Below are 25,994 nucleotides of genomic sequence, written 5' to 3'. Positions count from 1 at the left end.
CCTCAGCGAATCCCATATTCCACGTCATTTGAGAGGGAGGCCACAGATGCCCATCAAAGTCGGACAGGATACCGCCAAGACACGCCGCAGCCTGAGCGTGAATGGCAAGTCCATCTCGTATTACTCGATCCCCGCCGCGCAAGAGGCCGGCCTGGGTGATTTCTCGAAACTGCCCGCCGCCCTGAAGGTGGTGTTGGAAAACATGTTGCGGTTCGAAGATGACGGGTTCTCCGTCTCGGTCGACGACATCAAGGCGTTCGCCGAATGGGGTGCCAAAGGTGGCAAGAACCCCCGCGAGATCGCCTATCGCCCTGCCCGCGTGCTGATGCAGGATTTCACCGGCGTTCCGGCGGTGGTCGATCTGGCCGCCATGCGTGATGGAATCAAGGCTCTGGGCGGCGACGCGCAGAAGATCAACCCGCTGAACCCCGTTGATCTGGTCATCGACCACTCGGTCATGATTGACGAATTCGGCAACCCGCGCGCGTTCCAGATGAACGTTGACCGCGAATACGAACGCAACATGGAACGGTATCAGTTCCTGAAATGGGGTCAGGGTGCTTTCAACAACTTCCGCGTTGTGCCGCCCGGAACCGGGATCTGTCACCAGGTGAACCTGGAATATCTGGCGCAGACCGTTTGGACCGACACGGATCAGGATGGCAACGAGGTTGCCTATCCCGACACGCTGGTCGGCACTGACAGCCACACCACCATGGTCAACGGCATGGCCGTTCTGGGCTGGGGCGTCGGCGGGATCGAGGCCGAAGCCGCTATGCTGGGTCAGCCGATCTCGATGCTGATCCCCGAGGTTGTCGGCTTTGAGCTGACCGGAGATCTGGTTGAAGGTACGACCGGAACCGATCTGGTTCTGAAGGTTGTCGAAATGCTGCGCGCAAAGGGTGTTGTGGGCAAATTCGTCGAATTTTTCGGCGAAGGTCTGGACCGTCTGCCGCTGGCCGACCGGGCAACCATCGCCAACATGGCCCCGGAATACGGCGCGACATGTGGTTTCTTCCCGATTGACGGTGAAACGCTGCGCTATCTGCGTAACACCGGCCGTGACGAAGATCGCATCGCGCTGGTCGAAGCCTATGCCAAGGAAAACGGCTTCTGGCGCGACGCAGATTACGCACCGATCTACACCGACACCCTGTCGCTGGACATGCGCACCATCGTTCCCGCGATCTCGGGCCCGAAGCGCCCCCAGGATTATGTTGCTCTGACCGGTGCCAAGGCGGCGTTCACCAGGGAAATGGCCGAGACGTTCAAGCGACCCATGGGCAAGGAAGTCGCCGTCAAAGGCGAAGACTATACCCTAGAATCCGGTAAAGTTGTGATCGCATCGATCACCTCCTGCACCAACACCTCGAACCCATATGTGATGATCGGCGCTGGTCTGGTGGCCCGCAAAGCCGCGGCCTTGGGCCTGAACCGTCAGCCCTGGGTCAAGACCTCGCTGGCACCGGGATCGCAGGTTGTATCTGCCTATCTTGAGGCCGCTGGCCTGCAGGAAGATCTGGATAAGATCGGGTTTAACCTTGTTGGGTATGGCTGCACGACCTGTATCGGCAACTCGGGTCCGATCCAGAAAGAGCTGTCTGAGGCGATTGCCGAAGGCGATCTGGTCGCCACGTCTGTCCTGTCGGGCAACCGCAACTTCGAAGGCCGTATCAGCCCGGACGTCCGCGCCAACTATCTGGCCTCACCGCCGCTGGTCGTGGTCTATGCGCTGGCCGGTACGATGGATATCGACCTGACGTCCGAGCCGATTGGTCAGGACAAGGACGGCAACGATGTCTTCATGAAAGACATCTGGCCAACCCAGCAAGAAGTTGCGGAATTGGTCGAACAGACGGTCACCCGTGAGGCGTTCCTGTCGAAATATGCAGACGTCTTCAAAGGCGACGAGAAATGGCAAGCGGTCGATACCACCGATGCCGAAACCTATGACTGGCCACCGACCTCGACCTATATCCAGAACCCGCCCTACTTCCAGGGCATGGGGACCGAGCCGGGCACAATTTCGAACATCGAAGACGCTAAGGTTCTGGCCATTCTGGGCGATATGGTCACCACTGACCATATCTCGCCTGCAGGCTCGTTTGCCACGACAACACCGGCTGGCAAGTATCTAACCGACCGTCAGGTGCAACCGCGCGAGTTCAACTCTTACGGGTCGCGCCGTGGCAACCACGAGGTCATGATGCGCGGCACCTTTGCCAATATCCGCATCAAGAACGAGATGCTGGACGCGGTTGAAGGCGGCTATACCAAAGGCCCCGATGGCGAGCAGACTTCAATCTATGACGCCTCGATGGCCTATCAGGAACAGGGCACGCCGCTGGTTGTATTCGGTGGCGAGCAATACGGCGCCGGATCGTCGCGCGACTGGGCGGCCAAAGGCACAGCTCTGCTGGGTGTCAAAGCGGTGATCGCCGAAAGCTTTGAGCGTATCCACCGCTCGAACCTGGTTGGCATGGGCGTTGTACCGTTCGAATTCACCGGTGGCGACTCGCGCAAAACGCTGGGCTTGAAGGGTGATGAAACCGTCTCGATCCACGGTCTGGATACGATCCAGCCGCGGCAAGAGGTGCCCTGCACCATCACCTACGGTGACGGTTCTGAGAAAACCATAACCCTTAAGTGCCGCATCGATACCGCGCCCGAAATCGAATATATCGAAAACGGTGGCGTGCTGCATTACGTGCTGCGGAACCTGGCCAAGGCCGACTAAGATCTCTGAGCAAACTAAAAAGGGCGCCCGGTCGGGCGCCCTTTTTACGTTCCATTTGCGCCAGGATGCTGTGCCTGGCTTTTTCACCGACCTCCCACTTGGTTCTGCCCAACCAGAGGGGCTACGGTGACAGCACCAAGATGGATGATTGTGACCAGATCATTCAGAAGACTGGTGTTTCTTCCCTCACCCTGCCGCGTTAATCGGCCTTAGCCTTTTCCAAAGCGGGCCGAATAGTTCCTTCGATGACGCGCTGGGTAATCGGCCCAGCAAAGCGCAGGATAATGGTTCCGTCGCCGTCGACCACATAGGTTTCCGGTACGCCGTAAACGCCCCAGTCTAGCGCCATGCGTCCCTGTTCATCCCGGCCGATACCCGTATAGGGATCACCAAGTTCGTTCAGGAATGCCTCGGCATTTTCCAGCTTGTCCTTATAATTGATACCGTAGACAGGAATGCCTTCATCCGACAGGGCCTGCAGGTTTGGGTGTTCCACCCGGCAGGGCGCGCACCAACTGGCCCAATAATTCACAAGCTTGATCTGTCCATCGCGCAACGTTGCGTCGTCAAATTTTGGCTTGCCTGCAAAATCTGTTAATACAACCGGTGGCGCGGTTTGGCCCTCACGGGCCGAGGGCAAAGCGTTTGGGTCATCACGGAACATGCCAATACCAGCAAGTACAGCAAAGGCACCAAATATCAACGGAGGCGCAATCATTAGGGGCGAGATCTTAGCCATTGCGCTTTATCCTCTGTTCAACTTTTTCCAATTCAGCCTGGCTCTTGCGGCCCCGCATCACGCTGACCAGAACCAGCGCCAGCAAAAGCCCGATGGAAACCACATAGGACCAGAGCACCGTATCGGCATATTTTCCAAGATCAGGGATCATCCGTTTGCCCTTTCCCGCGCCAGCAGAGTCTTGGTCCGACGCGTGCGAATTTCAGTACCCGTGCGGTAAAGTACCAAGGCGATGAACAACAACACGAACCCGACAATGCACAGCAGCAGAGGATAGAAATAGATATTGCTGACCTTCTCTTCGGTATCCGCTCCAGTCACGGCACCAGCCCGCAGGACAGAAGCGCCCTGATGCAGCCCCTGATTCCAGAAATTCACCGCATACCGGCTGAGGATAGCAAAGACCGACCCCACCAGACACAGGATCGAGGTCAGATCGGCAGCCGTATCAGGGTCTTCGATCGCCTCCCACAAGGCGACATAGCCCAAATAGAAGAGGAACAGGATCAGGAATGAGGTCAGACGTGGATCCCAGGCCCACCAGGTGCCCCACATGGGCTGCCCCCAAATCGCCCCGGTTGCCAACGCAATCAATGTCATCACGATGCCCACAGGTGCGGCCGCGCGCGCAGCCAGCGCACTGACATGATGACGGCGAACAAGCCAAACCAGAGAGGTCGCCAGCATCATAAGCCAGCAGTTAATCGCCATCAGCGCGGCGGGCACATGCAGGTAAATGATCTTGACGGTCGATCCCTGCTTGTAATCATCGGGTGTGAAGAAAAATCCCCACACCAGACCAATGACGATGCAAACCAAAGCCGCGCCCCAGAAGAACGGCATCACCCGTTCACTGGTGGCAAGAAACTTGCGCGGATTGGCATATTCCCAGAGGGTATTGGCTTTGGCTGCGATAGACATGGGCCTTATCTAGTCCGAGTCGGGTTCATTCTCAATTGACATCCGTCAAAGTTACACTGTGTCACCGTAGGTTAATGCGCAACACGGCGGCGCTGGCAAAAGGTAACAGGGCAATCGTCGCCGCAGTGATCCCAGCCAGCATCAACAAGGGTGTCTGCGTTTCCATTCCGGTTGCGCCGCGGCGCGCGACCTCGGCCCCGAAGATCAATGTCGGTACATAAAGAGGCAGCACAAGAAGCGACAGCAGCAATCCGCCGCGTTTCAAGCCGACCGTAAGAGCGGCGCCAAAGGTTCCGATGACGCTCATCGCGGGCGTGCCAATCAAAAGTGAGGCGACAAGCCAGAAAAAGCCGGGCAAAGGCAGATTAAGCAGAACGCCCAGGAAGGGCGCGGCCAGAACCAGTGGCAAGCCCGTAGTCAGCCAATGCGCCAAAGACTTGATCGTTACGACCGCTTCTAACGGCAGGGGCGCCGTCGCCAATAGGTCGAGCGAGCCGTCCTCCCAATCCAGCGCAAGCAGCCGGTCAAGTGACAGAAGGCAGGCCAAAAGTGCCCCCAGCCATAGCACGCCAGGTGCAATCGTGGACAACAACGCGGATTGCGGGCCAACTGAAAAAGGCACCAGCACGGTGACGATAAGAAAAAACGCCAGGCCAAGGCCAAACCCTCCGCCCGCACGGAAGGCCAGTCTCAAATCACGTAAAAGCAGGGCGATCACAGGAAACCTCCGTCGAGATCATCGACAGGTTTCGGTTTAGCCTTGTAGGGCCCCACATCCAGGACCTCTCCGTCCAGACCAAGGTCGATATGGGTGGCAATCAGGGCAGACCCACCCTGCCCCAGATGCGCGCGCACCGCGTCAGCAAACATCTGCACTGCATTCTTATCCAGCGACACAGTGGGTTCATCCAACATCCAGATCGGTCGTTCGGTGACCAACATCCGCGCCAACCCCAATCGACGTTTCTGGCCTGCCGACAGATTGCCTGCATGGCGATCCGACAGCTCAGTCAAAGCAAACGCGTCCAGGGCCGGTTGAATGCTGTGACTGCCGAAGACCTGCGCCCAGAACGACAGGTTTTCCACCACGGTCAGAGTCGGCTTGAGTCCGTCGGAATGTGAGGCATAGGCGATCCGGTCCTCAGCCCCGTCGATCTGCCCCTCAAGCGGAGGCTGCAGGCCCGCCAGCGTTCGCAGCAGCGTTGTTTTACCGATCCCGTTCGGCCCGCGCAGGATAAGCGCCTTTTCGGGCTCCAGCGAAAAGCTGAGATTTTCCAGCACAGGAACGCCCCCTCGGGCGATCGACAGGTCGGTCACGGTCAATGTCATGAATCCCGCTTATCCTATTGCCGTCAGAGGCAAAAGGCGGGATTTGCCGCAGCATACCGACAGCAACGTATTTGGGTGGCATCTAAGCGTAAGGCCAGAGGAAAAGAATCCGATCAGACCGGTAGCAGCGCCAGCGCAATGCGGCGCCCTTCGGATAACAGGATATTGTATGTGCGGCACGCGGACGGAGAGTTCATGATCTCAACCGCGATCCCCGAATCTTCCAAGGCGGTGCGCAGATCAGAAGGAATATGGGCCAGCTCAGCGCCGGTTCCGATAAACAGCACATCGACCTGACCCGCCAATTTCAACAGACCATCCCTGTCGTCGTACCCGCCCCATTTCGCTGATCCTGCAGGGCCGGTCAGCACCGGCCCGTCATAGACCTGACCACCGATGCGGAAAAACCCAGGACCATATCCGTCAACAGGGGCCGCATTGTCATAAGAGATTTCATTCATACGCATAGGAGGCATCTAGCCCCAAAGCGGTAGGCCCGACAAGGCTGCAAGCGCTATCGCCAGATACGCAGCGGCACGATACAGCTTTTCCCGCTCGGGCCGGAACATCCAACCACCCAGCCAATTACCAGCCAGATTGGGGACTGCCAGAGCCAGACCCAATATAACAGCAGGCAACGTGATACGGTCCATGCCAGTCAGGTACCCGAGCAGAAGAAAATCAAAGGCGAAAAGGTATAACAGAATCGTCGCACGGATCACGGCCACGGGCAGAGGTCGAGACATATAGAACAAGATAACGGCCGGTCCCGGCAGGCCCGCGACACCGCCCAAAAACCCACCAGCGCCTCCTATTCCCAAAACCATTTTTCGACTGACATGACCGTGATAGCGCAGACCGAACACCAGAATAGCCAGCATAAGAAACGCCAACAGGCTAACGGTATAGCGAAATACATGTGGATCGACCGTGGTCAGCAACCACAGCCCCAATGGCAGAGCGAGTGCGCACCCTCCCACCAGACGGACCAGATCACCCCTGTCGACCTCGCGCCAGGCCCGGCGAAGGTTGGGCAGCGGGCCCAGAATATCCATGATTGTCAGGCACGTCAGCGCCTTGAAAGGATCAAGGAATGGGGTTGCGATTGGCAGGAAAATCAGGGCGGTCCCAAATCCGGAAAAGCCGCGCACTACACCGCCAAGAAAAGCAGCAAAAACTATGATGGCCAGCCCTGTGGGGGACTGGCCAAAATACTCAGGCATCGATGTTGGCAAACTGGTTGCCAGAAGTGTTTGATGGCTTGGACCAGTCGCGCTTGACGCCCAGCCACAACAGGATGGTTGAGGCCACAAAGACGGACGAATAGGTACCTACGATCACACCCCAAATCATAGCAAAGACAAACCCGCGGATCACATCCCCACCCAGAACATAGAGCGAAATCAACGCCAGCAAGGTGGTGACAGAGGTCATGACTGTCCGGCTGAGCGTTTCGTTGATCGAAAGGTTCAGAACCTCCTTTAGGTCCTTTTTCTTGTATTTCCGCAAGTTCTCGCGCACCCGGTCGAACACGACCACCGTATCATTCAACGAATAGCCCACGATGGTCAGCAGCGCAGCGATGATCGCCAGATCAAAGCGGATCTGCAGTTCGGAAAAGATGCCGATAGTCAGGATGACGTCATGCACCAGCGCAGCGACAGCCCCCAGCGCAAACTGCCATTCAAACCGCAGCCAGATGTAGACAAGCACCGCCCCAATGGCGAGCACCACCGCGATTACGGCGGTCTGGATAAGCTCTCCCGAGACTTTGGGTCCTACAGATTCGACGCTTTCGAAGGGCAGTTTCAACCCGGGGTCCGCTGCGGCAAGAGCTTCGCCAATTTGTTCAATCGTGGCCGCATTGACAGCCTCAGCATCATCCTGCGCCTGAATGCGGATCATCGCGACATGTTGATCTGGCCCGAAGCTCGGATCGAAAATCTCGGTGATCGTCACGTCGCCAAGTCCAAGCGGCGCAATAGCGTCACGATATGTGCCGACATCGATTTCCTGCGCGCTTTGGGTCCGAATGGTGGTCCCTCCACGGAAATCAATGCCGAAATTCAGGCCCTGCAGCATGAAAGACGTAAACGCGACAATCATCATCAAGGCAGAGATACCCAGCCAGATCTTCCAGCGACTGAAGAAATCGAACGAGGTATTCTGGGGTACGAGTTTCAGTCTCATGTCAAACCTCGATCGTTTTCGGACGGCGGCGTTCGAACCAAATCACGATCATCAGGCGCGTCACGAAGATCGCGGTGAAGACCGAGGTCAGAATACCCAGACCCAAAGTGATTGCGAACCCGCGCACTGGCCCGCTGCCCATGGCAAACAGGATTACAGCGGTAATGAAGGTGGTCACGTTGGCGTCCAGAATGGCCGACAGCGCTTTTTCATAACCCAGCTCAATCGCGCGGGCAGGACCTTTGGCAGATTTCAGTTCCTCTCGGATACGCTCGAAGATCAGTACGTTGGCATCCACCGCCATCCCTACCGTCAGAACGATCCCCGCGATCCCAGGCAGGGTCAACGTCGCCCCAATCAGGGAAAGCAGACCGAACAACAGGCCAACGTTGATGATCAGCGCAATATTGGCGAAGATACCAAACAGGCCATAGCTGAGCGCCATGAATGTCAGCACCGCGACAAAGGCCACGACGGTTGCCACCTTACCCGCGTCGATACTGTCCTGGCCCAGCTCGGGGCCGATGGTTCTTTCTTCCAGAAACTCCAGCCCGGCGGGCAGTGCCCCTGCGCGCAACAGGACAGCCAGATTTGTACTTTCCTCAACGGTGAAATTACCGGTGATGATACCAGACCCGCCGGGGATATGACTTTGGATCACCGGGGCTGAGATCACTTCGTCATCCAGAACAATGGCAAAGGGTGCCCCGATGTTTTCCAGCGTGTAATCACCAAATTTGCGCGCGCCAGAGGTGTTAAAGCGGAAACTCACCGCCGGGCGGCCATTCTGGTCAAACGCGGGCTGCGCATCGACCAGTTCCTCGCCCGTTACAACAGGCGCGGCATCCAACGTGTAATAGACGCCATTTTCGTCAATCGACGGCACCACCTCTTCGCCAACGCCCGCTATCGCATCGGGGTCGGTTCCGCGCCCAACAACGGGGTTAAAGGTCAGTTGCGCGGTCGTGCCGATGATCTCTTTCAACTCTCCTGCGCTGCCGATACCTGGCACCTGGATCAGGATACGGTCGGTGCCTTGCCTTTGGATGGTCGGCTCGCGGGTGCCCACCTCGTCAATCCGACGGCGAATGATTTCCAGCGATTGACGCACGGTGCGGTCGTCTGACGCCAGCTTCTCGGCCTCAGAAAGTTGTACAATGATCGTATCACCTTCGGCGCGAGCCTCGATATCCGTGGCCCCTACACCGCTGAGGGTCTGCACCTGACGGGCCAGACCGCGGACAACCTCCAGCGCGCGGGACATGCCCTCGGGCTGACTGATGCGAAGGCGAATCTCATCAGGCGCCGAGTCCTGGCGACGGATGGTGCCCACAGTGGCACGTTCATCCCGCAGCGCATCCCGGATTTCCGGCCACATCGCATCCATGCGGGATTCGTAGACGTCACCCACCCGAACTTCGGCCAAAAGATGCGCGCCTCCACGCAGATCCAGCCCTAGATTGACCAGCGAAGACGGCAGCCAGTTCGGCCATTGCGCCGCCTCGGCCTGCATTTCAGGAGTGTCGACGCCAAGCTCAATCGCCGCCTTGGCGTCATTGGATTGTTCAACGCGCGTATAAAACGCATTCGGCAGGGCCATCAGCAAGCCAGTCACGCAGACCAGCCAGATCAGAACCCGCTTCCAGGTATCAATTTGCAGCATTACCCTGCCTTTTCAAGGGATTATATCGCGAAGTTACTTCGCCGGCTCAGTCTTGTTCAGAACCTGCGAAATGGTCGATTTAACCACGCGGACTTTGACTCCCTCGGCGATTTCGACTTCGATCTCGTTGTCGCCTTCTTTGACCTTGGCCACTTTACCAATCAGCCCACCCTGGGTAACGACCTGATCGCCCCGGCGCACGGCCTCGACCATGGCTTGATGTTCCTTCATTTTCTTCTGCTGTGGACGGATCAGCAGGAAATACATGATCGCAAAAATCAGGATCAGCGGGAGAAACTGGGCGATTGCGCCACCTTCCATGGGATATTCCTTTTGGTTTGGTACTGCGAAAATGCTCCGCAAATTTTGCGAGAACCTATTCTCTGAACCACCTGTTTGCAAGGAATGGCAGCACAGGTTTTTACAATGATTGTCTCATAATGATCAAAGAAATACACCGGGGTCGCAGATCGGTCCTTTGATCCGGGCTCGGCTGGGATATAGTTGGCCGGCAGGAGGACCGATGATTCAATTAATCCAAACGCTTGGCACGCTTTCGCGCATCTGGTTCACGCTTGTCTGGATTATGTTCAGCACAGCGATGGCGCTAGCACAGGATGCGCCAATCGAAACGCCTGAAACCTCTGAACAATCAGAGAATTTCAAAGCGCCGGTCATCATCGACGGCGAAAGCCTGTTTTTCCTGCGCGGATCCAGCGCCCTGCCCGCGCCCGAACGGGCCGAGACCGTTCAGAACAACATTATCCAAGTGGCCCTGTCCTCGGAAAATCCCGAAGTTACTGTCACTTATGAGGATACGGAACTGGGCACGCGTATTCTGGTTGATGGCGTGCCGGTATCGACGGTCACCGTCGCCGATGCCGAAATGGACCAGATGGAGCTGGACGTCATCACCTATCTCCATGGCTCGGCCATCCATGATGCGATTGTCGCTTACCGCGCAAACCGAACCGAACAGGCGCGTGTATCCGGCGCGCTTGAGGCTTTGGGCTGGACGCTGGGGTTTGCCGTATTCATCGCCTTTATTCTGTGGCTGCACCGGCGCATCAGACGGCGTACGCTGAAATTCGTATCGCGCCATCTGAAGGACGTGGAAACGGCAACAGCCAAAAGCGTTCAAGCCGAAGCCATTGCAGCCCTCGTCAGTTACGGTCTGAACTTCATATTGCTGGTCGTCTTCTTTCTGGGCTTTTACTACTACCTGTCTTTTGTTCTGCTTTCCTTTGCCGAAACCCGGTATTTCGCTCAGCTGTTGCTGACCTATCTGACCGAACCGGTTCTGCTGATCTTCAAAGGAGTGGTCAGCTATATCCCCAACCTTATCATGCTGGCGCTGATCGCCTGGTTGGCGATGTATATCATCAAAGGGATGCGCGTGTTCTTTGACGCGGTCGAGGCCGGCACATTCGAACTGGGCGATTTTGAAAGCCATTGGGTAAACCCGACCTTCAACATTGCCCGAGTTTTGGTCATCCTGATCGCATTGGTGTTTGCAGTACCCTATATCCCAGGCTCGGATTCCGCAGCGTTTCAGGGGCTGACTATTCTGGTGGGTGCGATGCTATCGCTTGGCGCGAATTCGGTGGTCTCCAACATGCTGGCTGGGCTGTTTGTGATCTACCGCCGCTCAACCTCGATCGGCGATCGCATCCAGATCGGCGACCACATCGGCGACGTTGTACGGATCAAGCTGATGGAGACCCACCTGAAGTCGATCAAGAACGAGTTGATCTCGATCCCAAATGCGCAGTTGATGAATTCGGATGTGATCAATTTTTCAAAGAAAACAGATGGTAGCGGGCTGTTGCTGCATACGACTGTTGGTATCGGCTATGAGGAGCCTACGGAGAAGGTCGAAGCGATGCTGATCGAAGCCGCGCGCCGAACAAAGGCAATCAAGGCAAAGCCAGAACCATTCGTTTTGTGGACCGCTCTGGCCGACTATGCGATCAATTATCAGATCAACGGCTATACTACGCGGGGCAGCATCATCCCGAAAATTCGGTCAGACCTGCATCGCAATATTGTGGCTGTGTTCAATGAGAACAATGTGCAGATTATGACCCCGTCTTACATCGCCGATCCACCCGAGCCGAAAATCCCCACTGAAGGCTGGGATGGCCATCTGGCACATGAAGCACACGAGGGAACGGATAAGTCGTAACCGGTGCTACACCCCGCCTTTCAGATGGTGCATAAGCGGCTGCAGTGATTCACGCATTTAAGGACCTGAACCATGCACGACATCCGCGCCATACGCGAAAACCCAGCCGCCTTCGACGCCGCCCTTGCGCGCCGTGGGGACGCGCCGGTGTCGTCGGACCTGTTGCGCCTGGACGAAAGCCGCCGCGCCAAGATATTGGCCGCAGAAACCGCTCAGGCGGAGCAAAACAAGGCGTCCAAAGAGGTTGGTGCGGCCAAGGGTCGTGGCGATGAGGTCGAGTTCGAGCGCCTGCGCGCGCTGGTCGCCGAGAAAAAGGCCGAGATCGCCCAGATGCAGACCGAGGCCAAGGATCTGGACGCCCTTCTGACCGATCAACTGATCCGCATCGCCAACCTGCCCGCCGAAGATGTGCCCGAAGGCGTGGATGAAAACGACAATGTCGAAGTCAACCGCTGGGGCACTCCGCCCACACTGGATTTTGCGCCCAAAGAGCATTTTGAGATCGAAGCCGTCCAGACCGGTATGGATTTTGAGACCGCCGCGAAACTGTCCGGCTCGCGTTTTGTGCTGCTGTCCGGTGGCGTAGCCCGCATTCACCGCGCATTGGCGCAGTTCATGCTGGACACACATATCAACGAAAACGAACTAACCGAGGTCAACGGCCCGGTTCTGGTTCTGTCCGAAATGATGCAGGGCACCGGGCAACTGCCGAAGTTTGGCGAGGACAGCTATCAGACCCGTGAAGGCTGGTGGCTGATCCCGACCTCCGAAGTGTCGCTGACCAATATCGTCAATGAAACGCTGATCGACGAAAGCTATCTGCCTCGCCGCTATACCGCGCACTCCCTGTGCTTCCGGTCCGAGGCTGGCAGCGCTGGCAGAGACACCCGTGGGATGCTGCGACAGCACCAGTTCGAAAAGGTCGAGATGGTCTCAATCACCCATCCGGATAAATCGGATAAGGAACAAAAGCGCATGTTACGCTGCGCCGAAGGTATTCTGGAAAAACTGGGCATCCCCTATCGCACCGTGATCCTGTGTACGGGCGACATGGGCTTTGGCGCGCGCCGTACCTATGACATCGAGGCATGGTTGCCCGGACAGGATACCTATCGCGAGATCAGCTCGGTCTCGACTTGTGGTGATTTTCAGGCCCGCCGCATGAACGCGCGGTTCCGCCCCGAAGCGGGTGGCAAACCGGAATACGTCCATACACTGAACGGCTCCGGCCTGGCTGTCGGTCGTTGCTTGATCGCCGTGCTGGAAAATGGTCAGAACGCCGATGGTACTGTGACCTTGCCCAAGGTTCTGGCCCCCTATCTTGGCGGTAAACTGACCTTGCAGCGGGACGGCACGCTGGCATAAGAAAACCGGCGCTAACCAACTGCGCCGGTCCTGAGAAAATCAAAAGGCGGAGGAGGTCTACTTCTTCGCCTTTTTCTTATCTTTTTTCTTACTCTTCTTCTTGCCGACTTTCTCTTTGGCGTCCTGTTTCTTTTGATCTTTTTTCTTGTCGTCCTTTTTGGACTTTTTATCCTTTTTGGCTTTGGCTTTCACCTTGTCCTTTGCCTTTGAGAATGCGGCCTCCATTTCCAGAAGCTTTTTGGCAGCTTTCTCAGCCTTGGCTTTTGCCTTGGCCTTTTTTCGCGCTTTGGCTTCAGCAGCGGCTTTCTCTTCAGCAGCCTTCTGGGCGGTTTCCTCAGCCCGCTTCCGGGCGGCGGCAGTAACGCCCTTCCGAGCAGCTGGGCGCTTGGTTGCCGCGCGCGCAGTCGTGGTTTTGGCTGAAACAGCTGCTTTCGCCGCCGCTATAAGAACCGGTGCCCGTGCCACACCAATGCGGGGAACTTTGACGAGCTCTGCGGGTTTCGCGCTCGCAAGGTCTTCTGCGGTCTTGAAGCCATTGGCAATCAACGCTTGCCCAAGCGCCTCGCCTACACCCTTAACATCGGTCACTGCGGTCATCAGAGTTCCTTTCCTTCTCACATCGGGCCGGAATACCGGCTAGCTGCTATGGGCCAGCCCCCGGGATTGATCCTTAGGAGGGAAAGGCACAAGCCGTTTGGTGTCCTCATCCCAAAGTTTCAGATTCAAAGCCGCTACCGCCTCGGGGAATTTGATCCGGCGCGGCGTATACTCGGACGGCAGGTTATAGTGGCATTCCCGCAGCCGGTAAGAGGGGATGCGCGCGTTGAAGTGGTGTATATCGTGCAATGTGATGCAGGCCACCGCATTATCAAACCACCAGCCGAAATCCAGCGCCGACGACCCCTGCAGCGCGGCCAACTTCGGATCCAGATCTGGGCGACGGTCCCAGTATGTGTCTTCGAAATTATGCTGAAGATAGACTAAGAAAACTCCCAGCATCCCGCCAAGGAAGGAAAAGGCCACCCAAACCAATATACCGGTCGCACCGGCGATCAGATACAGCAGGCCCAGGAAAATCAGGATCGACAGGTTGTGCAGCAGCACGCCTTTGACGCCGAACCGCACCGTATTCTTGGGCCAGCGGTAGCGAATGAAATAAGTAAACAGTGCTCCGACCGGTACCAGCACAAACGGGTTGCGGTATAGGCGATAATACAGCCGCGACCACCAGTTCGCCGCATTCCATTCCCTCACGGTCATGGTATGAATTTCGCCGGTCTCACGATGTTCCAGATTGCCGATGCCGGAGTGATGCAGGTTGTGGTTTTGCTTCATCACTTCGAATGGAGCGAAAGTGAACGGGGAAAGCCCATGCCCTGCCCATTCATTCTGTGCACGCGTTTCAAATAGCGAATGATGCCCACAATCGTGCTGCAGCACGTAAAGGCGAACAGCGGAAAACGCGAAAACCACCCCGGCAGGCATCATGACGTACCAGCGGTCCACATAGATGATGGCTAATGCCAACGATGAGAAATAGACCGCGAAAGTCCCAAAGTAGCTGATCGCGGCCAATCCATTGTCCTGAACCGCGTATTGACGTGTGTATTCTCTCAAATCCATTCCGTCGGCTCCCCACAATGGCCCGTTGCAATGTGATTCTAAAAATGGGTGCGGTCTTCCCGCAAACAAGCAACACGCTTGGAAACAAAAGCGCGCCAGCGAATGCTAGCGCGCCATCAAAGGGCTGTCACGCCCCGAGATGAAAAATGCAACAGATTGGCGCAGTTACGCGCGTCCCTTCAAATGTTTGGCCAAGGCACCTGCGTTTTTCTTACGCCGTCCCTTATAAGGGTTCTTGTCTCCCTGTCCGCGCAATGTCAGCCGGATGGGGGTCCCGGGCATATCGAAACTCTCACGCAGGCCGTTGACCAGATAACGGTTATAGCTTTCAGGCATCTTGTCGGGGTGCGAACACATAACCACAAATCCAGGGGGGCGGGTTTTGGCCTGTGTCATATACCGCAGCTTGATCCGGCGACCCTGCGGCGCTGGCGGCGGGTGCTGTTCCAGCATTGCGATCAACCAACGGTTCAAAGCAGCAGTCGGCACACGGCGGTTCCAGATATCATGGGCGCGTAGGATAGCAGCACGCAGGCGCTCAAGCCCCCGCCCTGTTTTGGCGGAAACCGTGACCAGTGGCGCGCCGCGCAACTGCGGCAGAAGACGTTCGAACGATTCTTTCAGATCGCGCAGTTTTTCCTGCTTATCCTCTTCGATATCCCATTTGTTAATGGCGACAACTACGGCTCGGCCCTCGCGTTCGGCCAGATCCGCGATGCGCAGATCCTGCTGTTCAAACGGAATCGCCGCATCCAGCAACACCACCACAACCTCGGCAAATTTTACTGCACGCAAACCATCCGATACAGAAAGCTTCTCAAGTTTTTCCTGTACCTTGGCTTTTTTGCGCATCCCCGCCGTATCGAAGATCCGCATCGGCGTGCTTTCACCCTCGGGGTCGGCCCAGTCGATCCGCAGGCTGATTGCATCGCGTGTGATCCCGGCCTCGGGTCCGGTCAACAAGCGATCTTCGCCAACGATCTTGTTGATCAGGGTGGATTTTCCGGCATTCGGGCGACCAACAACGGCAACTTGCAACGGCTTGGCGTCGGTGATCAACGGGGTTACGGCTTCGCCGTCTTCATCAAGCTCGATATCAGTTACGGGCGCTTCTTCGATCGCTTTTTCCGCAGCAGCATCCGCCAGAGGCATCAGATGTGCGTAAAGATCGGTCATCCCCTCGCCATGTTCACCCGACAGGCGGACCGGCTCGCCCAGACCCAGATTATAAGCTTCGAGCACACCGGCATCAGCCGCCGAACCTTCGGCTTTGTTGGCCGCAAGGATCACGTGTTTCGATCGTTTGCGCAGAATCTCGGCAAACATCTCATCTGTGGGCGTCAACCCCACACGCGCGTCGATCATGAACAGGCACACATCAGCCATGTCCACGGCGCGCTCGGTCAGGCGTCGCATCCGGCCTTCAAGGCTGTCGTCTGTCGCATCCTCAAGACCCGCCGTATCAATAACGGTAAAGCGCAGATCGCCCAGACGCGCTTCGCCTTCGCGCAAATCGCGCGTAACACCTGGCTGGTCGTCGACCAATGCCAGTCGTTTGCCGACGAGGCGGTTGAACAAAGTGGATTTGCCCACATTGGGGCGCCCCACGATAGCGAGGGTCAGGGACATGTTACTCAACTTTCAAGACTCAGACGCGCCCTTTAGCGCATCTTGTCGTCAACGGAAAGCGTGCAGTTCACCTTTGGTCGAAACGACGTACAAGGTTTGCCCGGCAACAACTGGCGCCGTAGTGGCACCGCCGGGAACCTCGACGCGGTGAACCAGCGTGCCGTCGAGCGGGTTATAGAACCTTAGATAACCATCGTTCGATGCAACAACGATACGCCCACCGGCCATGATCGGCCCGTAATGCGCATAGATTGCGCCACGCCGACCAGGCTTGTCCTTGACGAATCCAGGCAAGTCCTGCGCCCACACAATCGAGCCATCCGAGGCATCCAAACGCACCAACTGACTGCGATCACTAATCAGGAAGATGCTGTTTCCAGCCGGCCAAACCGTATCAACGGCACCTTCATCCGCGGTCCATCTCCGCTCACCCGAAGTGGAATCGAATGCCACGGTGCGGCCCGAATGGTTGCCGATATAGATGGTATCGCCGACCACCATCGGGCCGCCTGTTACGTCAACGATCTGCGCTGCGGCGCGCCCGCGACGCCCACCAGCAACCGACGCGTTCCAGCGGCGAATACCACCTCTGCGGAACGTTGCAGCTATATCGCCCGAGCCAAATGCAAACACCGAGAAATCCGAGGCAATCACCGGCGCAGGCGCGCCCAACACATTGCCAACGCTTGGGGTGCCCTGAACCTGCCAGAGGATGCGCCCATCTTTTGTATCAATCGTCCATCCGATTTCATCTCCGGCGACAAGATACAGCAGGCCATCATTGATCAGAGGTGAGCCGCTGCCCGTAGCATTCAGGCGCTTTTGCCAACGAATGGCACCGGTTTTGCCATCCAGAGCGGTCAGGCGACCAAAACCAGAAGACACATAAAGAACGCCATTGGCATAGGCCAATCCACCGCCGGTTGCATCTGAATCCCCGTCGGTGCCAGGGATTAGATCTGTACTCCAGGCAACCTGCCCCTGCGGTGAGACCGCTGAAACGGTCGCTCCGGAATCCAGCGTGTAGACCAAACCACCTGCAACGACCGGCTCGGCCGTGATGCGCTGCTTGCGCGAATCTCCATCACCGATCGACGTTGACCACAGTTTCTGTGGAGTATTACGCAAAGAGGCATTTGTCGTCCGATACGCCGCGGTTCCCGGGCTTTGTGACCAGTTGGCATTGGCCGTCTGGGCAGGAAGGCTGATCGGCTTGGCCCCCTGGGTCTCAACCGTTTCATTGTCGGATGTGGGTCGGATGTCCTCACGAGCTCCGGGCAGGATGACCTCGGGCTCCTGACAAGCCGCCAGCAATGTCAGGGAAACAACCGCGACCGGCAACCCAATACGGGGGAAGAGACTAATCACCATGATACTCCGAACTTGCCTGTCATTTATTTTCTACCGGTTCAGCTTTGCCGTGCGACCAGCGGTTCCGGTTCACCACCCAGCGCAACAATCAACTGTGTTGCGCGTTGCTGCAGATCTACGCCGATTTCAGCGTCCTGCCGCATTGCCTGCAAACGGGAAATGGCGGCATCGACTTGACCTTCGGACACTTCGATCAGTGCCAGTTGCTCCTCTGCCAGCAACCGCAATGGGGCTCCCGGCACGGCCAGCGCTTCGAATTGCTGACGCCGGTCTGCTACCGGCATTGTCTCGCTTTGCAGCAGCAATGCCTTGAAGGTCGCGATGGCCCGGTAAATTTCAGGCAGATCACCCTGAACCGCAATGGCGTTCAGACTCTCAACAGCGCCCTGCCCGGACTCGATTTCGGTCTGCGAGGCAGAAAGCAGCATCTTTACAATCGCATCTCCACCGGGTGTTGGTGCAGGTACCAAGGCAAGATCATCGGCACGATCGGCGGACTCATTCTGTGCCATAGCGGCCAGAATCGCATCTCCCAGATCCTGTGCCTGACTGGTTGCGCGCGCCTTGCGCAGTTCGTTGAACGCGGCACCACCAACGATCAGAACAACCGCCACTACGCCAACCCAACCCCAACGGCGCAAAAGCAAGAACAGACGGTCGCGGCGCACCTCTTCGGTCACCTCATCAATGAAACTGTCGACGTCGCTCATCCCTGCTCCCCGGGCTTGTGTTCTGTGATATTGGGCAATGTCATACCCCGCTGCCATTGCCAAGCCAAGGGTCCGATTTCATACAATTCCCCCACCTGCGGATACCCTTGCAGAAAAAAGTGAACCGAACTATTCAGTTTAGTGTGGAAAAGATGAGGCCCCGCCCCCATTTCTAAGCATGCGCGCCGAGGGACAGTCGGCAAAGAATTCTGGGAGAGACCCTGTATGCGTTTGATTTCATTCGTAAACGCCTTTTTGGTGATTGTTGCCTTATTCTATTTGGTATTCGAAAGGGATGCATTATTAGCATTCGCCGGCCGCGATGATTCAAACCCGGGCACTACGTCCGAGGCAGAATCTTCTGAAATTCCCGCAGAGGATCGGCACGTAATCCGTGTAGTTGCACAGCGCTCTGTCGCCCGCGAAGTAGACAGCGCAGTGACTCTGCGTGGACAAACCAGAGCAAACCGCGAGGTCGAAGTTCTGGCCGAAACGACGTCAACTGTCGTATCAGAACCCAAGCGCAAGGGCAGTTTTGTCGAAGCCGGTGATTTGTTATGTGAGCTGGATCCAGGCACCCGTCCGGCAAGCCTGGCCGAAGCAGCAGCCGCCAAGCTTGAAGCCAAAAGCCGGGTGCCCGAAGCCGAAGCGCGTCTGCTGGAGGCACATGCACGCGTAGCCGAAGCCGAAATCAACTTGAAAGCCGCACGAAAGCTATCAGAGACCGGTTTTGGGTCGGAAACCCGCAGGATTTCCAGCGAGGCAGAAATGAGTACAGCCCAGGCTGGTATCAAAAGCGCCGAAGCCGGGCTGGAAGCAACACGCGCCGGTATCGAAGCGGCATCAGCCGAAGTCGAGGCCGCCGAACGTGAAATCGAACGCCAGACGATCGAAGCTCCATTCAAGGGTCTGTTAGAAAGTGACACAGCTGAGCTTGGAAGCCTTATGCAACCAGGGTCGCTGTGTGCGACTGTGATCCAGTTGGACCCAATCAAGTTGGTCGGGTTTGTTCCCGAGGCAGATGTGAACCGGATCATCGTAGGGTCCGAGGCTTCGGCCCAGCTGATCTCGGGGCTTCAGGTCTCTGGGCGGGTCACCTTCCTTAGCCGGTCGGCCGATGAGACCACCCGGACCTTTGAGGTCGAGATTACCGTTCCTAACCCCGACCTGACAATTCGGGACGGTCAGACTGCGGACATCCGAATCTCGGCTGAAGGGACCAAGGCACATCTGTTGCCTCAGTCCGCACTGACGCTGAATAACGATGGCAAAGTTGGTGTACGGACCGTTGGAAATGGGAACATTGTGGATTTCCTGCCGGTCACTTTGTTGCGCGACACTTCCGAAGGTGTCTGGGTCGACGGGTTGCCGGAAACGGCGGACATCATCATCGTCGGGCAAGAATTCGTGACTCGCGGCGTGATGGTTGAGCCAACTTATCGGGATGCAGCGCAATGACCGGAATAGTAAGCTGGGCCGCTGGCCGAGCCCGAATGGTTCTGGCATTTATCGCGATTTCCTTGATCGTAGGTGGATACGCCTATGTTGGCCTGCCGAAAGAAGGTGAGCCGGATATCGAAATCCCTGCGCTTTTCGTCTCGGTTCAGTTCCCCGGCATTTCCGCTGAAGACTCGGAAAACCTGCTGGTCAAGCCGATGGAAACCGAGCTGGCTGATCTGGACGGTCTCAAAGAAATGACGTCGACGGCTGCCGAAGGCTATGCCGGTGTCGCGCTGGAATTCGATTTTGGATGGGACAAGACGGCGATCATGGCCGATGTCCGCGACGCCATGAACAGCGCCCAGGCCGATTTTCCTGAAGGGGCTGAGCAATATACCCTGACCGAGATCAACTTTTCTGAATTCCCGATTGTGATTGTCAATCTGACCGGAGCTGTTCCTGAAAGAACAATGGCCCGTGTCGCCAAAGATTTGCAGGATGATCTGGAAGCATTGGATTCCGTGCTTGAGGCTGGGATAGCCGGCAATCGAGACGAATTGCTAGAAGTGATCATCGACCCGCTGCGGCTGGAAGCGTATAACGTTACCGCCGCCGAGCTGATCAATGTTGTTCAGAACAACAACCAGCTGATCGCCGCTGGTGAGGTGGAAACCGATCAAGGCACCTTCTCGGTCAAGATCCCTTCGTCTTTCAAGACCGCCCAGGACGTGTATGACCTACCCGTCAAGGTCAATGGCGACCGCGTCGTGACCATGGGCGAGCTGGCGCAAATCAACTATACTTTCGAAGATCGCGAAGGCACCGCCCGCTTCAACGGCGAGGCCACCGTGGCACTGCAGGTCGTCAAACGCAAAGGCTATAACCTGATCGACACGGTCGACGAGGTCAAAGCCTCTATCGCAGCGGCCCAATCCAAATGGCCAGCCGAGATGCAGGCGGCGATCAAACTGGGCACCTCGAACGACCAGAGCCGGATCGTAGGGTCGATGGTCAGCCAGCTTGAGGGTTCGGTTCTGACCGCTATTGCGCTGGTTATGATTGTCATTCTGGCCTCGCTTGGGACCCGTGCCGCCCTGCTGGTGGGTTTTGCGATTCCAACCTCATTCCTGCTGTGCTTTGCATTCCTTGCGGTGATGGGGGTCAGCATTTCGAACATCGTCATGTTCGGTTTGATTCTTGCGGTCGGAATGCTGGTCGACGGCGCCATCGTGGTGGTTGAATATGCCGACAAGCGGATCAACGAGGGCGTGGGTCCCATGCACGCCTATGTCGAAGCCGCACAACGGATGTTCTGGCCGATCGTATCCTCGACAGCTACGACATTATGCGCCTTCTTGCCTATGCTCTTTTGGCCGGGCGTTCCGGGCGAATTCATGGGGATGCTGCCAGTTACGCTGATATTCGTTTTGTCGGCGTCGTTGATCGTTGCACTGATCTACCTGCCCGTGATGGGCGGCGTTTCCGGCCGCCTGAGCCGCGTGTTTGACCGGTCGTCGAACTGGCTGAGGGCGCGAACAGCCTGGTGGATTCGGGCAGCGATGGTTCCCCCGTCGTTATACCTGATCTTCCTGGGGGCGATGCAGACACTGAACCCGGACTACCTGGTCGATTCAGGTAGTTCGGTTCTTGGAATGATCCTGTTCATGCTAGGTGCGTTTGCCGGGTCGGTCACCCTGAGCGCGGCAAAAATCGAACGCGCCCCGGTTGAGCATGTGCAGACCAGCCGCGAACACACACGCTTTGGGCATGTGGTAAAGTTCCTTGTGGGCAACCCGGTCATGCCGCTTGTGTCAATCCTTGTGATTGGCTTCGCCGTGTATCTGGTCATGACGGCATTCGGGGAAAACAACCGCGGAGTTGAATTCTTCGTTGAAAGCGAACCAGAGCAGGCCACGGCCTATGTCCGTGCACGCGGCAATATCTCTTTGGCCGAAAAGGACCAGATGGTACTCGCCGCAGAAGAGATTATCAGTGCGCACCCGGCTGTTATCAACGTCTTTGCATTCGCTGGTGAAGGTGGTTTGGACACCGGTGGACCCGGTGGCCAATCCCCGGCGGATACAGTTGGTCAGGTTCAGTTCGAAATCATCCCTTGGGAAGACAGACCGAACGTCTCGGAACCGATTTTCGGAGGATTGTTGGACCGGCACACAGTGGCGCCAGACTATGACGGCGACTATGTTCTGGAAGAGTTGAACAGGGAGCTTGCGCAGCTACCGGGGATCATCGTTGAGACCTTGCCGCTTGAGCAAGGGCCAGGCTCTTCCAAACCTGTCCATCTGCGGATCAAGGCCGATGGCTGGCAAGAGCTGACATCAGCCACTTTGGCCGCACGTGAGGCATTCGACGCCACCCCGGGCCTTATTAAGATCGAGGATACGCTGCCCCTGCCCGGTATCGATTGGCAGATTGACGTTGAAGTCGCCAAAGCAGGCCGGTTTGGCGCAGACGTAGCCACCGTCGGTGCGATGGTACAGCTTGTTACGCGTGGCCTTTTGCTGGGCGAAATGCGCCCGGACAACGTGGATGATGAAATCGAAATCCGTGTTCGCCTGCCTGATCAGGATCGTGTCTTGTCAACGCTTGACACGCTCAAGGTCCGCACGGTCGATGGTTTGGTGCCACTGTCCAACTTTGTCTCGCGCAAACCAGTCGCCAAACTGGCCGAAATCAACCGTGTCGATCAGGAACGTTATTTTGACGTGAAGGCGGATGTTGAGCCCGGCCTGAGCAATGTTGTGGTCACAGGACCGGATGGGGCCGATCAAAGATTGGCAGTGGTGCGTGAACTCGCAGAGGGTGAAAGCCCCACAGCTAGCGCATTGGCATTTCCCGATGGGACTCAGTTCGAACTGATAATGCTGACCGAGGCAGAAAGCACCGATGATTTGCGCACGCTGATCGATTCCGGTGACGCGCGCACCAGTCTGATTAACCCGAACGAACGGATTGTTGTGTTGACTGAATGGCTGGAAACCGATCCTTTTGGCAGTTCCGTCAGCTGGACATGGACAGGTGATCAGGAGGATCAGGCCGAATCCGGGGCGTTTCTTGTGAATGCCTTTATGGGCGCGTTGGGGCTGATGTTCGTTATTCTGCTCGCGCAGTTCAACTCGTTCTACAATTCGATCCTGGTTCTGCTGGCCGTGGTACTGTCCACAACAGGTGTTCTGATCGGTATGATGGTGATGCAACAGCCCTTCTCGATCATCATGACAGGGACGGGTATTGTGGCTCTGGCGGGGATCGTGGTGAACAACAACATTGTTCTGATCGACACCTATCAGGAATATAGCCAGTACATGCCAAGGATCGAGGCGATCATACGCACCGCCGAGGCACGCATTCGTCCGGTTCTGTTGACCACACTCACCACGATGGCTGGCCTTACCCCGATGATGTTCGGGCTGTCGCTGGACTTTATCAACGGCGGGTATTCGATCAACAGCCCCACAGCGCTGTGGTGGAAACAGCTGGCAACCGCAGTTGTCTTTGGCCTTGGTATCGCGACGGTACTGACGCTGATCGTGACGCCTTCGCTTTTGGCTATGCGGGTCTGGGTGACAACCTATGCCATCTGGTTGGGTAAGATTTTGGCCCGCGCTACAGCAGGAAAATCCAGCCAGGTGGCGCTGGATATGGCCATCGGTAAAGCCGCGATGAATGCTCAGGCAACCGAAATGGTCTGGGATGATGAGCTGCGTACCGACGATCCGAGCGCTGACAGTTCCGGGAAAGAACCGACCGGTTCACCGCTGAAAGCAGCCGAATAAAAAGCAACAGGGCTGGGCAATCCAGCCCTGTTTTACTCGCGCGTCCAGGTTTGATGCGCACAAATGTGGTGTTCACACCCTTTGACCATCAGAGTGTCACCCTTCAGCGTCATTTGCGGAACTGCATCAACATCCACTAACGGCACCCAGAATTCACCCCCGCCATATTTACCACCGCCTTGGCTGCCGACATCCCAGAACAGTTTCTTTCCGATATTCGGCGTCTGTACTGCTTTTCCGCTGGCGTCATATGCAGATAAAATCTGACCACAGAACTTGTCACCGCAGGCTGTAATTTTGATGTCAGAGACGAGGTTCTTCCGGTCCGGCTCGGTCTTCCAAATTCCAATGATGGGGTCTCCAAGCGCATAGACCGGTGTAAGTGTGGCAACTGCCGCTATGGCTGACACAATGAACTTGCGGAAATATTTATGCATAACAAAACCTCAGATGAGTGATCTGTAGTGTAACATAGTTTGGGCCGCCTATCAGGCCGCCTGCATATCCGATTGCTGGCGATTCCAAAGCTGGGCATAACGCCCCTCACGTTTCAGCAACTCATCATGCGTGCCTTGCTCCAGGATTTTGCCACGCTCTAGCACTACAATACTGTCTGCCTCGGCGATTGTGCTCAGGCGATGGGCAATCGTCAGAACCGTACGCCCCTCGCCCGCATGGGCCAAAGCATCCTTGATGTCTTGTTCGGTATCTGTGTCCAGCGCCGATGTCGCCTCGTCCAGCAAAAGGATCGGCGGGTTTTTCAGCAGCGTTCTGGCAATACCGACCCGCTGCTTTTCCCCACCCGACAGCTTTAGCCCGCGCTCACCGACTGTGGTGTCATAGCCTTCGGGCAACGTGACTATGAAATCGTGGATCTGGGCAGCCCGGGCGGCGGCTTCGACATCTTCCTGCGTGGCCCCGTCGCGTCCATAGGCAATGTTATAGCGAATGGTATCGTTAAACAGCACGGTATCCTGTGGCACCACTCCGATTGCCGCGTGCAGGCTGGTCTGCGTGACATCGCGCACATCCTGCCCATCAATTTTCAGCGCGCCCCCGGTGACATCGTAGAACCGGAACAGCAACCGACCTATGGTGGATTTACCCGACCCCGTCGCACCCACAATCGCTACGGTTTGGCCTGCAGGAATGGTTAGGGAAACACCTTTGAGAATTTCCCGCTCAGCATCATATCCGAATTGTACATCATGCAAGGTAACCTCACCCCCTGTTACATCCAGATCCGGTGCATTGGTCTTGTCGACCACTTCGGCGGGTTGTTCCAACAGGTCAAACATCTGGCCCATATCGACCAGAGATTGGCGGATTTCCCGATACACCGTACCCAAAAAATTCAGCGGTACGGTAATCTGGATCATATAGGCGTTGACCATAACGAAATCGCCCACGGTCAGCGTCCCGGCCTGCACCCCGATGGCTGCCAAGACCATTACACCGATCAATCCGCAGGTGATCAGAAAGGACTGCCCGAAATTTAGAAACGCCAGAGAATACGCCGTCTTGAGAGCCGCCCCCGCATAGGCTTTCATTGACACATCATACCGTTCAGCTTCACGCGTTTCGGCATTGAAATACTTGACGGTTTCAAAATTCAGCAGGCTGTCGATGGCGCGCTGGTTCGCCTCGGTATCCTGATCATTCATCTCGCGGCGCAGTTTCACGCGCCACTCGGTCACCGCAAATGTGAACCAGATATACAGCGCGATCGTTGCCGCGACGACCACCAGATACCAGACATCAAACAGCCACATCAGAATGATCGCAACAAGCAGCAGTTCAAGGATCAAAGGCCCGATGGAAAACAGCAGGAAACGCAAGAGGAACTCGACCCCTTTTACGCCGCGCTCGATAATACGGCTCAGACCGCCCGTGCGCCGCGTCACGTGATAGCGCATCGACAACTGGTGGATATGCTGGAAAGTCTCCAATGCCAGTGCGCGCAATGCCCGCTGCCCGACAGGAGCAAAGGCCGCATCCCGCAACTGCTGCAAACCAACAGTCATCATGCGCGCGACACCATATGCCACCGTCAACCCAACAGCACCCAGCGCTACGGGGGGAACGCCCTCGCCCGCCAGGCTATCAACCGCGCCTTTGTACAAAATCGGGGTGTAGACCGCGATCAACTTGGCCAGAACCAACATGCCCATAGCAATCAGAACGCGGCGCTTAACCCAGGGCTCATCCTCGGGCCAGAGATAAGGCGCAACTTTCCGGATTGTACGCCAGCCAGAGCTGCGCGCGTCCAATTTTGGGATATTGTCGGAATTCATCGGG

22 protein-coding genes are annotated in these 25,994 nt (G+C 56.7%); 5 read left to right on the top strand and 17 right to left on the bottom strand.

Features of this window, described 5'->3' with window-relative positions:
* The first annotated feature begins 46 nt into the window (after nt 1-46).
* A complete protein-coding gene (acnA, locus tag AC2FLG_RS08985) occupies nt 47-2,737 on the top strand; it encodes an aconitate hydratase AcnA (RefSeq protein ID WP_496705899.1) in 2,691 nt (896 codons plus the stop codon).
* A 199-nt stretch (nt 2,738-2,936) separates the two neighbouring features.
* Here acnA and AC2FLG_RS08980 read toward each other — a convergent pair whose 3' ends face one another.
* The 10 genes from AC2FLG_RS08980 to yajC all read right to left on the bottom strand — a co-directional run bounded on the left by AC2FLG_RS08980 (nt 2,937) and on the right by yajC (nt 9,900).
* A complete protein-coding gene (locus tag AC2FLG_RS08980) occupies nt 2,937-3,476 on the bottom strand; it encodes a DsbE family thiol:disulfide interchange protein (RefSeq protein ID WP_496705897.1) in 540 nt (179 codons plus the stop codon).
* Nucleotides 3,469-3,627 carry a heme exporter protein CcmD gene (gene ccmD, locus AC2FLG_RS08975; protein ID WP_185956600.1) on the bottom strand — a complete coding sequence of 53 codons (159 nt, stop codon included), beginning with the start codon at nt 3,625-3,627 and terminating at the stop codon, nt 3,469-3,471. The genes AC2FLG_RS08980 and ccmD overlap by 8 nt, the downstream gene beginning before the upstream one ends.
* Nucleotides 3,624-4,397 carry a heme ABC transporter permease gene (locus tag AC2FLG_RS08970; RefSeq protein WP_142633092.1) on the bottom strand — a complete coding sequence of 258 codons (774 nt, stop codon included), beginning with the start codon at nt 4,395-4,397 and terminating at the stop codon, nt 3,624-3,626. Before AC2FLG_RS08970 ends, ccmD begins: the two co-directional genes overlap by 4 nt.
* 61 nt (nt 4,398-4,458) lie before the next feature.
* The gene (gene ccmB, locus AC2FLG_RS08965) at nt 4,459-5,115 is read right to left on the bottom strand and encodes a heme exporter protein CcmB (protein ID WP_496705895.1); all 657 of its coding nucleotides are present in this window, start codon (nt 5,113-5,115) and stop codon (nt 4,459-4,461) included.
* Nucleotides 5,112-5,726 carry a heme ABC exporter ATP-binding protein CcmA gene (ccmA, locus tag AC2FLG_RS08960; RefSeq protein ID WP_496705893.1) on the bottom strand — a complete coding sequence of 205 codons (615 nt, stop codon included), beginning with the start codon at nt 5,724-5,726 and terminating at the stop codon, nt 5,112-5,114. The genes ccmB and ccmA overlap by 4 nt, the downstream gene beginning before the upstream one ends.
* A 113-nt stretch (nt 5,727-5,839) precedes the next feature.
* The gene (locus AC2FLG_RS08955; protein ID WP_496705891.1) at nt 5,840-6,193 is read right to left on the bottom strand and encodes an Mth938-like domain-containing protein; all 354 of its coding nucleotides are present in this window, start codon (nt 6,191-6,193) and stop codon (nt 5,840-5,842) included.
* Between the two features lie 9 nt (nt 6,194-6,202).
* The gene (locus AC2FLG_RS08950; protein ID WP_496676192.1) at nt 6,203-6,949 is read right to left on the bottom strand and encodes a sulfite exporter TauE/SafE family protein; all 747 of its coding nucleotides are present in this window, start codon (nt 6,947-6,949) and stop codon (nt 6,203-6,205) included.
* Nucleotides 6,942-7,916 carry a protein translocase subunit SecF gene (gene secF / locus AC2FLG_RS08945; RefSeq protein WP_282021836.1) on the bottom strand — a complete coding sequence of 325 codons (975 nt, stop codon included), beginning with the start codon at nt 7,914-7,916 and terminating at the stop codon, nt 6,942-6,944. Before secF ends, AC2FLG_RS08950 begins: the two co-directional genes overlap by 8 nt.
* Nucleotide 7,917: 1 nt before the next feature.
* Complete coding sequence (gene secD, locus AC2FLG_RS08940; protein ID WP_496676197.1) at nt 7,918-9,579, bottom strand: protein translocase subunit SecD; 1,662 nt, start codon at nt 9,577-9,579, stop codon at nt 7,918-7,920.
* 33 nt (nt 9,580-9,612) lie between these two features.
* On the bottom strand, nt 9,613-9,900 hold the full coding sequence (gene yajC, locus AC2FLG_RS08935) for a preprotein translocase subunit YajC (RefSeq protein WP_142633080.1): 288 nt from the start codon (nt 9,898-9,900) through the stop codon (nt 9,613-9,615).
* A 202-nt stretch (nt 9,901-10,102) separates the two neighbouring features.
* Between yajC and AC2FLG_RS08930 the strand changes: the two genes are divergently transcribed.
* The gene (locus AC2FLG_RS08930) at nt 10,103-11,764 is read left to right on the top strand and encodes a mechanosensitive ion channel family protein (RefSeq protein WP_496695870.1); all 1,662 of its coding nucleotides are present in this window, start codon (nt 10,103-10,105) and stop codon (nt 11,762-11,764) included.
* A gap of 72 nt (nt 11,765-11,836) precedes the next feature.
* Nucleotides 11,837-13,129, top strand: coding sequence for a serine--tRNA ligase (serS, locus tag AC2FLG_RS08925; RefSeq protein WP_281971895.1), 1,293 nt, complete (start codon nt 11,837-11,839; stop codon nt 13,127-13,129).
* 57 nt (nt 13,130-13,186) lie between these two features.
* Here the strand turns inward: serS and AC2FLG_RS08920 are convergent, their stop codons facing one another.
* From AC2FLG_RS08920 to AC2FLG_RS08900, 5 genes are all read right to left on the bottom strand, one after another.
* Nucleotides 13,187-13,726: a helix-hairpin-helix domain-containing protein gene (locus AC2FLG_RS08920; protein WP_496705890.1), complete on the bottom strand. Its 540-nt coding sequence runs from the start codon at nt 13,724-13,726 to the stop codon at nt 13,187-13,189.
* A 39-nt stretch (nt 13,727-13,765) separates the two neighbouring features.
* Nucleotides 13,766-14,752 carry a fatty acid desaturase gene (locus tag AC2FLG_RS08915; protein ID WP_496700554.1) on the bottom strand — a complete coding sequence of 329 codons (987 nt, stop codon included), beginning with the start codon at nt 14,750-14,752 and terminating at the stop codon, nt 13,766-13,768.
* 165 nt (nt 14,753-14,917) lie between these two features.
* Complete coding sequence (der, locus tag AC2FLG_RS08910; protein ID WP_142633070.1) at nt 14,918-16,381, bottom strand: ribosome biogenesis GTPase Der; 1,464 nt, start codon at nt 16,379-16,381, stop codon at nt 14,918-14,920.
* 48 nt (nt 16,382-16,429) lie between these two features.
* Entirely contained in the window at nt 16,430-17,752 is a 1,323-nt protein-coding gene (locus AC2FLG_RS08905; protein WP_142633068.1) for a PQQ-like beta-propeller repeat protein, read from the bottom strand.
* 38 nt (nt 17,753-17,790) lie between these two features.
* Nucleotides 17,791-18,462: a hypothetical protein gene (locus tag AC2FLG_RS08900; protein WP_142633066.1), complete on the bottom strand. Its 672-nt coding sequence runs from the start codon at nt 18,460-18,462 to the stop codon at nt 17,791-17,793.
* Between the two features lie 225 nt (nt 18,463-18,687).
* On the opposite strand from AC2FLG_RS08900, the gene AC2FLG_RS08895 reads away from it, so the two are divergent.
* A complete protein-coding gene (locus AC2FLG_RS08895) occupies nt 18,688-19,920 on the top strand; it encodes an efflux RND transporter periplasmic adaptor subunit (protein WP_496700555.1) in 1,233 nt (410 codons plus the stop codon).
* Nucleotides 19,917-23,696, top strand: a complete 3,780-nt coding sequence (locus AC2FLG_RS08890) for an efflux RND transporter permease subunit (RefSeq protein WP_496705888.1) — start codon at nt 19,917-19,919, stop codon at nt 23,694-23,696. The genes AC2FLG_RS08895 and AC2FLG_RS08890 overlap by 4 nt, the downstream gene beginning before the upstream one ends.
* 32 nt (nt 23,697-23,728) lie before the next feature.
* On the opposite strand, the gene AC2FLG_RS08885 is transcribed toward AC2FLG_RS08890, so the two are convergent.
* Both AC2FLG_RS08885 and AC2FLG_RS08880 read right to left on the bottom strand, forming a co-directional pair.
* Entirely contained in the window at nt 23,729-24,133 is a 405-nt protein-coding gene (locus AC2FLG_RS08885) for a DUF2147 domain-containing protein (RefSeq protein WP_496705887.1), read from the bottom strand.
* Between the two features lie 51 nt (nt 24,134-24,184).
* Entirely contained in the window at nt 24,185-25,990 is a 1,806-nt protein-coding gene (locus AC2FLG_RS08880) for an ABCB family ABC transporter ATP-binding protein/permease (RefSeq protein WP_496688505.1), read from the bottom strand.
* Nucleotides 25,991-25,994: the final 4 nt, after the last annotated feature.

Source organism: Ruegeria sp. CDSA193 (assembly GCF_059611885.1).
The sequence above is the reverse complement of the archived record's forward strand: the minus strand, read 5'-3'. Positions and strand labels throughout refer to the sequence as shown.

Bases quoted from the DNA above. Each gene is read 5' to 3' on its own strand.
- acnA (WP_496705899.1), top strand. From the start codon at position 47: ATGCCCATCAAAGTCGGACAGGATACCGCCAAGACACGCCGCAGCCTG.
- AC2FLG_RS08980 (WP_496705897.1), bottom strand. From the start codon at position 3,476: ATGGCTAAGATCTCGCCCCTAATGATTGCGCCTCCGTTGATATTTGGT.
- ccmD (WP_185956600.1), bottom strand. From the start codon at position 3,627: ATGATCCCTGATCTTGGAAAATATGCCGATACGGTGCTCTGGTCCTAT.
- AC2FLG_RS08970 (WP_142633092.1), bottom strand. From the start codon at position 4,397: ATGTCTATCGCAGCCAAAGCCAATACCCTCTGGGAATATGCCAATCCG.
- ccmA (WP_496705893.1), bottom strand. From the start codon at position 5,726: ATGACATTGACCGTGACCGACCTGTCGATCGCCCGAGGGGGCGTTCCT.
- AC2FLG_RS08955 (WP_496705891.1), bottom strand. From the start codon at position 6,193: ATGCGTATGAATGAAATCTCTTATGACAATGCGGCCCCTGTTGACGGA.
- AC2FLG_RS08950 (WP_496676192.1), bottom strand. From the start codon at position 6,949: ATGCCTGAGTATTTTGGCCAGTCCCCCACAGGGCTGGCCATCATAGTT.
- secF (WP_282021836.1), bottom strand. From the start codon at position 7,916: ATGAGACTGAAACTCGTACCCCAGAATACCTCGTTCGATTTCTTCAGT.
- secD (WP_496676197.1), bottom strand. From the start codon at position 9,579: ATGCTGCAAATTGATACCTGGAAGCGGGTTCTGATCTGGCTGGTCTGC.
- yajC (WP_142633080.1), bottom strand. From the start codon at position 9,900: ATGGAAGGTGGCGCAATCGCCCAGTTTCTCCCGCTGATCCTGATTTTT.
- AC2FLG_RS08930 (WP_496695870.1), top strand. From the start codon at position 10,103: ATGATTCAATTAATCCAAACGCTTGGCACGCTTTCGCGCATCTGGTTC.
- serS (WP_281971895.1), top strand. From the start codon at position 11,837: ATGCACGACATCCGCGCCATACGCGAAAACCCAGCCGCCTTCGACGCC.
- AC2FLG_RS08920 (WP_496705890.1), bottom strand. From the start codon at position 13,726: ATGACCGCAGTGACCGATGTTAAGGGTGTAGGCGAGGCGCTTGGGCAA.
- AC2FLG_RS08915 (WP_496700554.1), bottom strand. From the start codon at position 14,752: ATGGATTTGAGAGAATACACACGTCAATACGCGGTTCAGGACAATGGA.
- der (WP_142633070.1), bottom strand. From the start codon at position 16,381: ATGTCCCTGACCCTCGCTATCGTGGGGCGCCCCAATGTGGGCAAATCC.
- AC2FLG_RS08905 (WP_142633068.1), bottom strand. From the start codon at position 17,752: ATGGTGATTAGTCTCTTCCCCCGTATTGGGTTGCCGGTCGCGGTTGTT.
- AC2FLG_RS08900 (WP_142633066.1), bottom strand. From the start codon at position 18,462: ATGAGCGACGTCGACAGTTTCATTGATGAGGTGACCGAAGAGGTGCGC.
- AC2FLG_RS08895 (WP_496700555.1), top strand. From the start codon at position 18,688: ATGCGTTTGATTTCATTCGTAAACGCCTTTTTGGTGATTGTTGCCTTA.
- AC2FLG_RS08890 (WP_496705888.1), top strand. From the start codon at position 19,917: ATGACCGGAATAGTAAGCTGGGCCGCTGGCCGAGCCCGAATGGTTCTG.
- AC2FLG_RS08885 (WP_496705887.1), bottom strand. From the start codon at position 24,133: ATGCATAAATATTTCCGCAAGTTCATTGTGTCAGCCATAGCGGCAGTT.
- AC2FLG_RS08880 (WP_496688505.1), bottom strand. From the start codon at position 25,990: ATGAATTCCGACAATATCCCAAAATTGGACGCGCGCAGCTCTGGCTGG.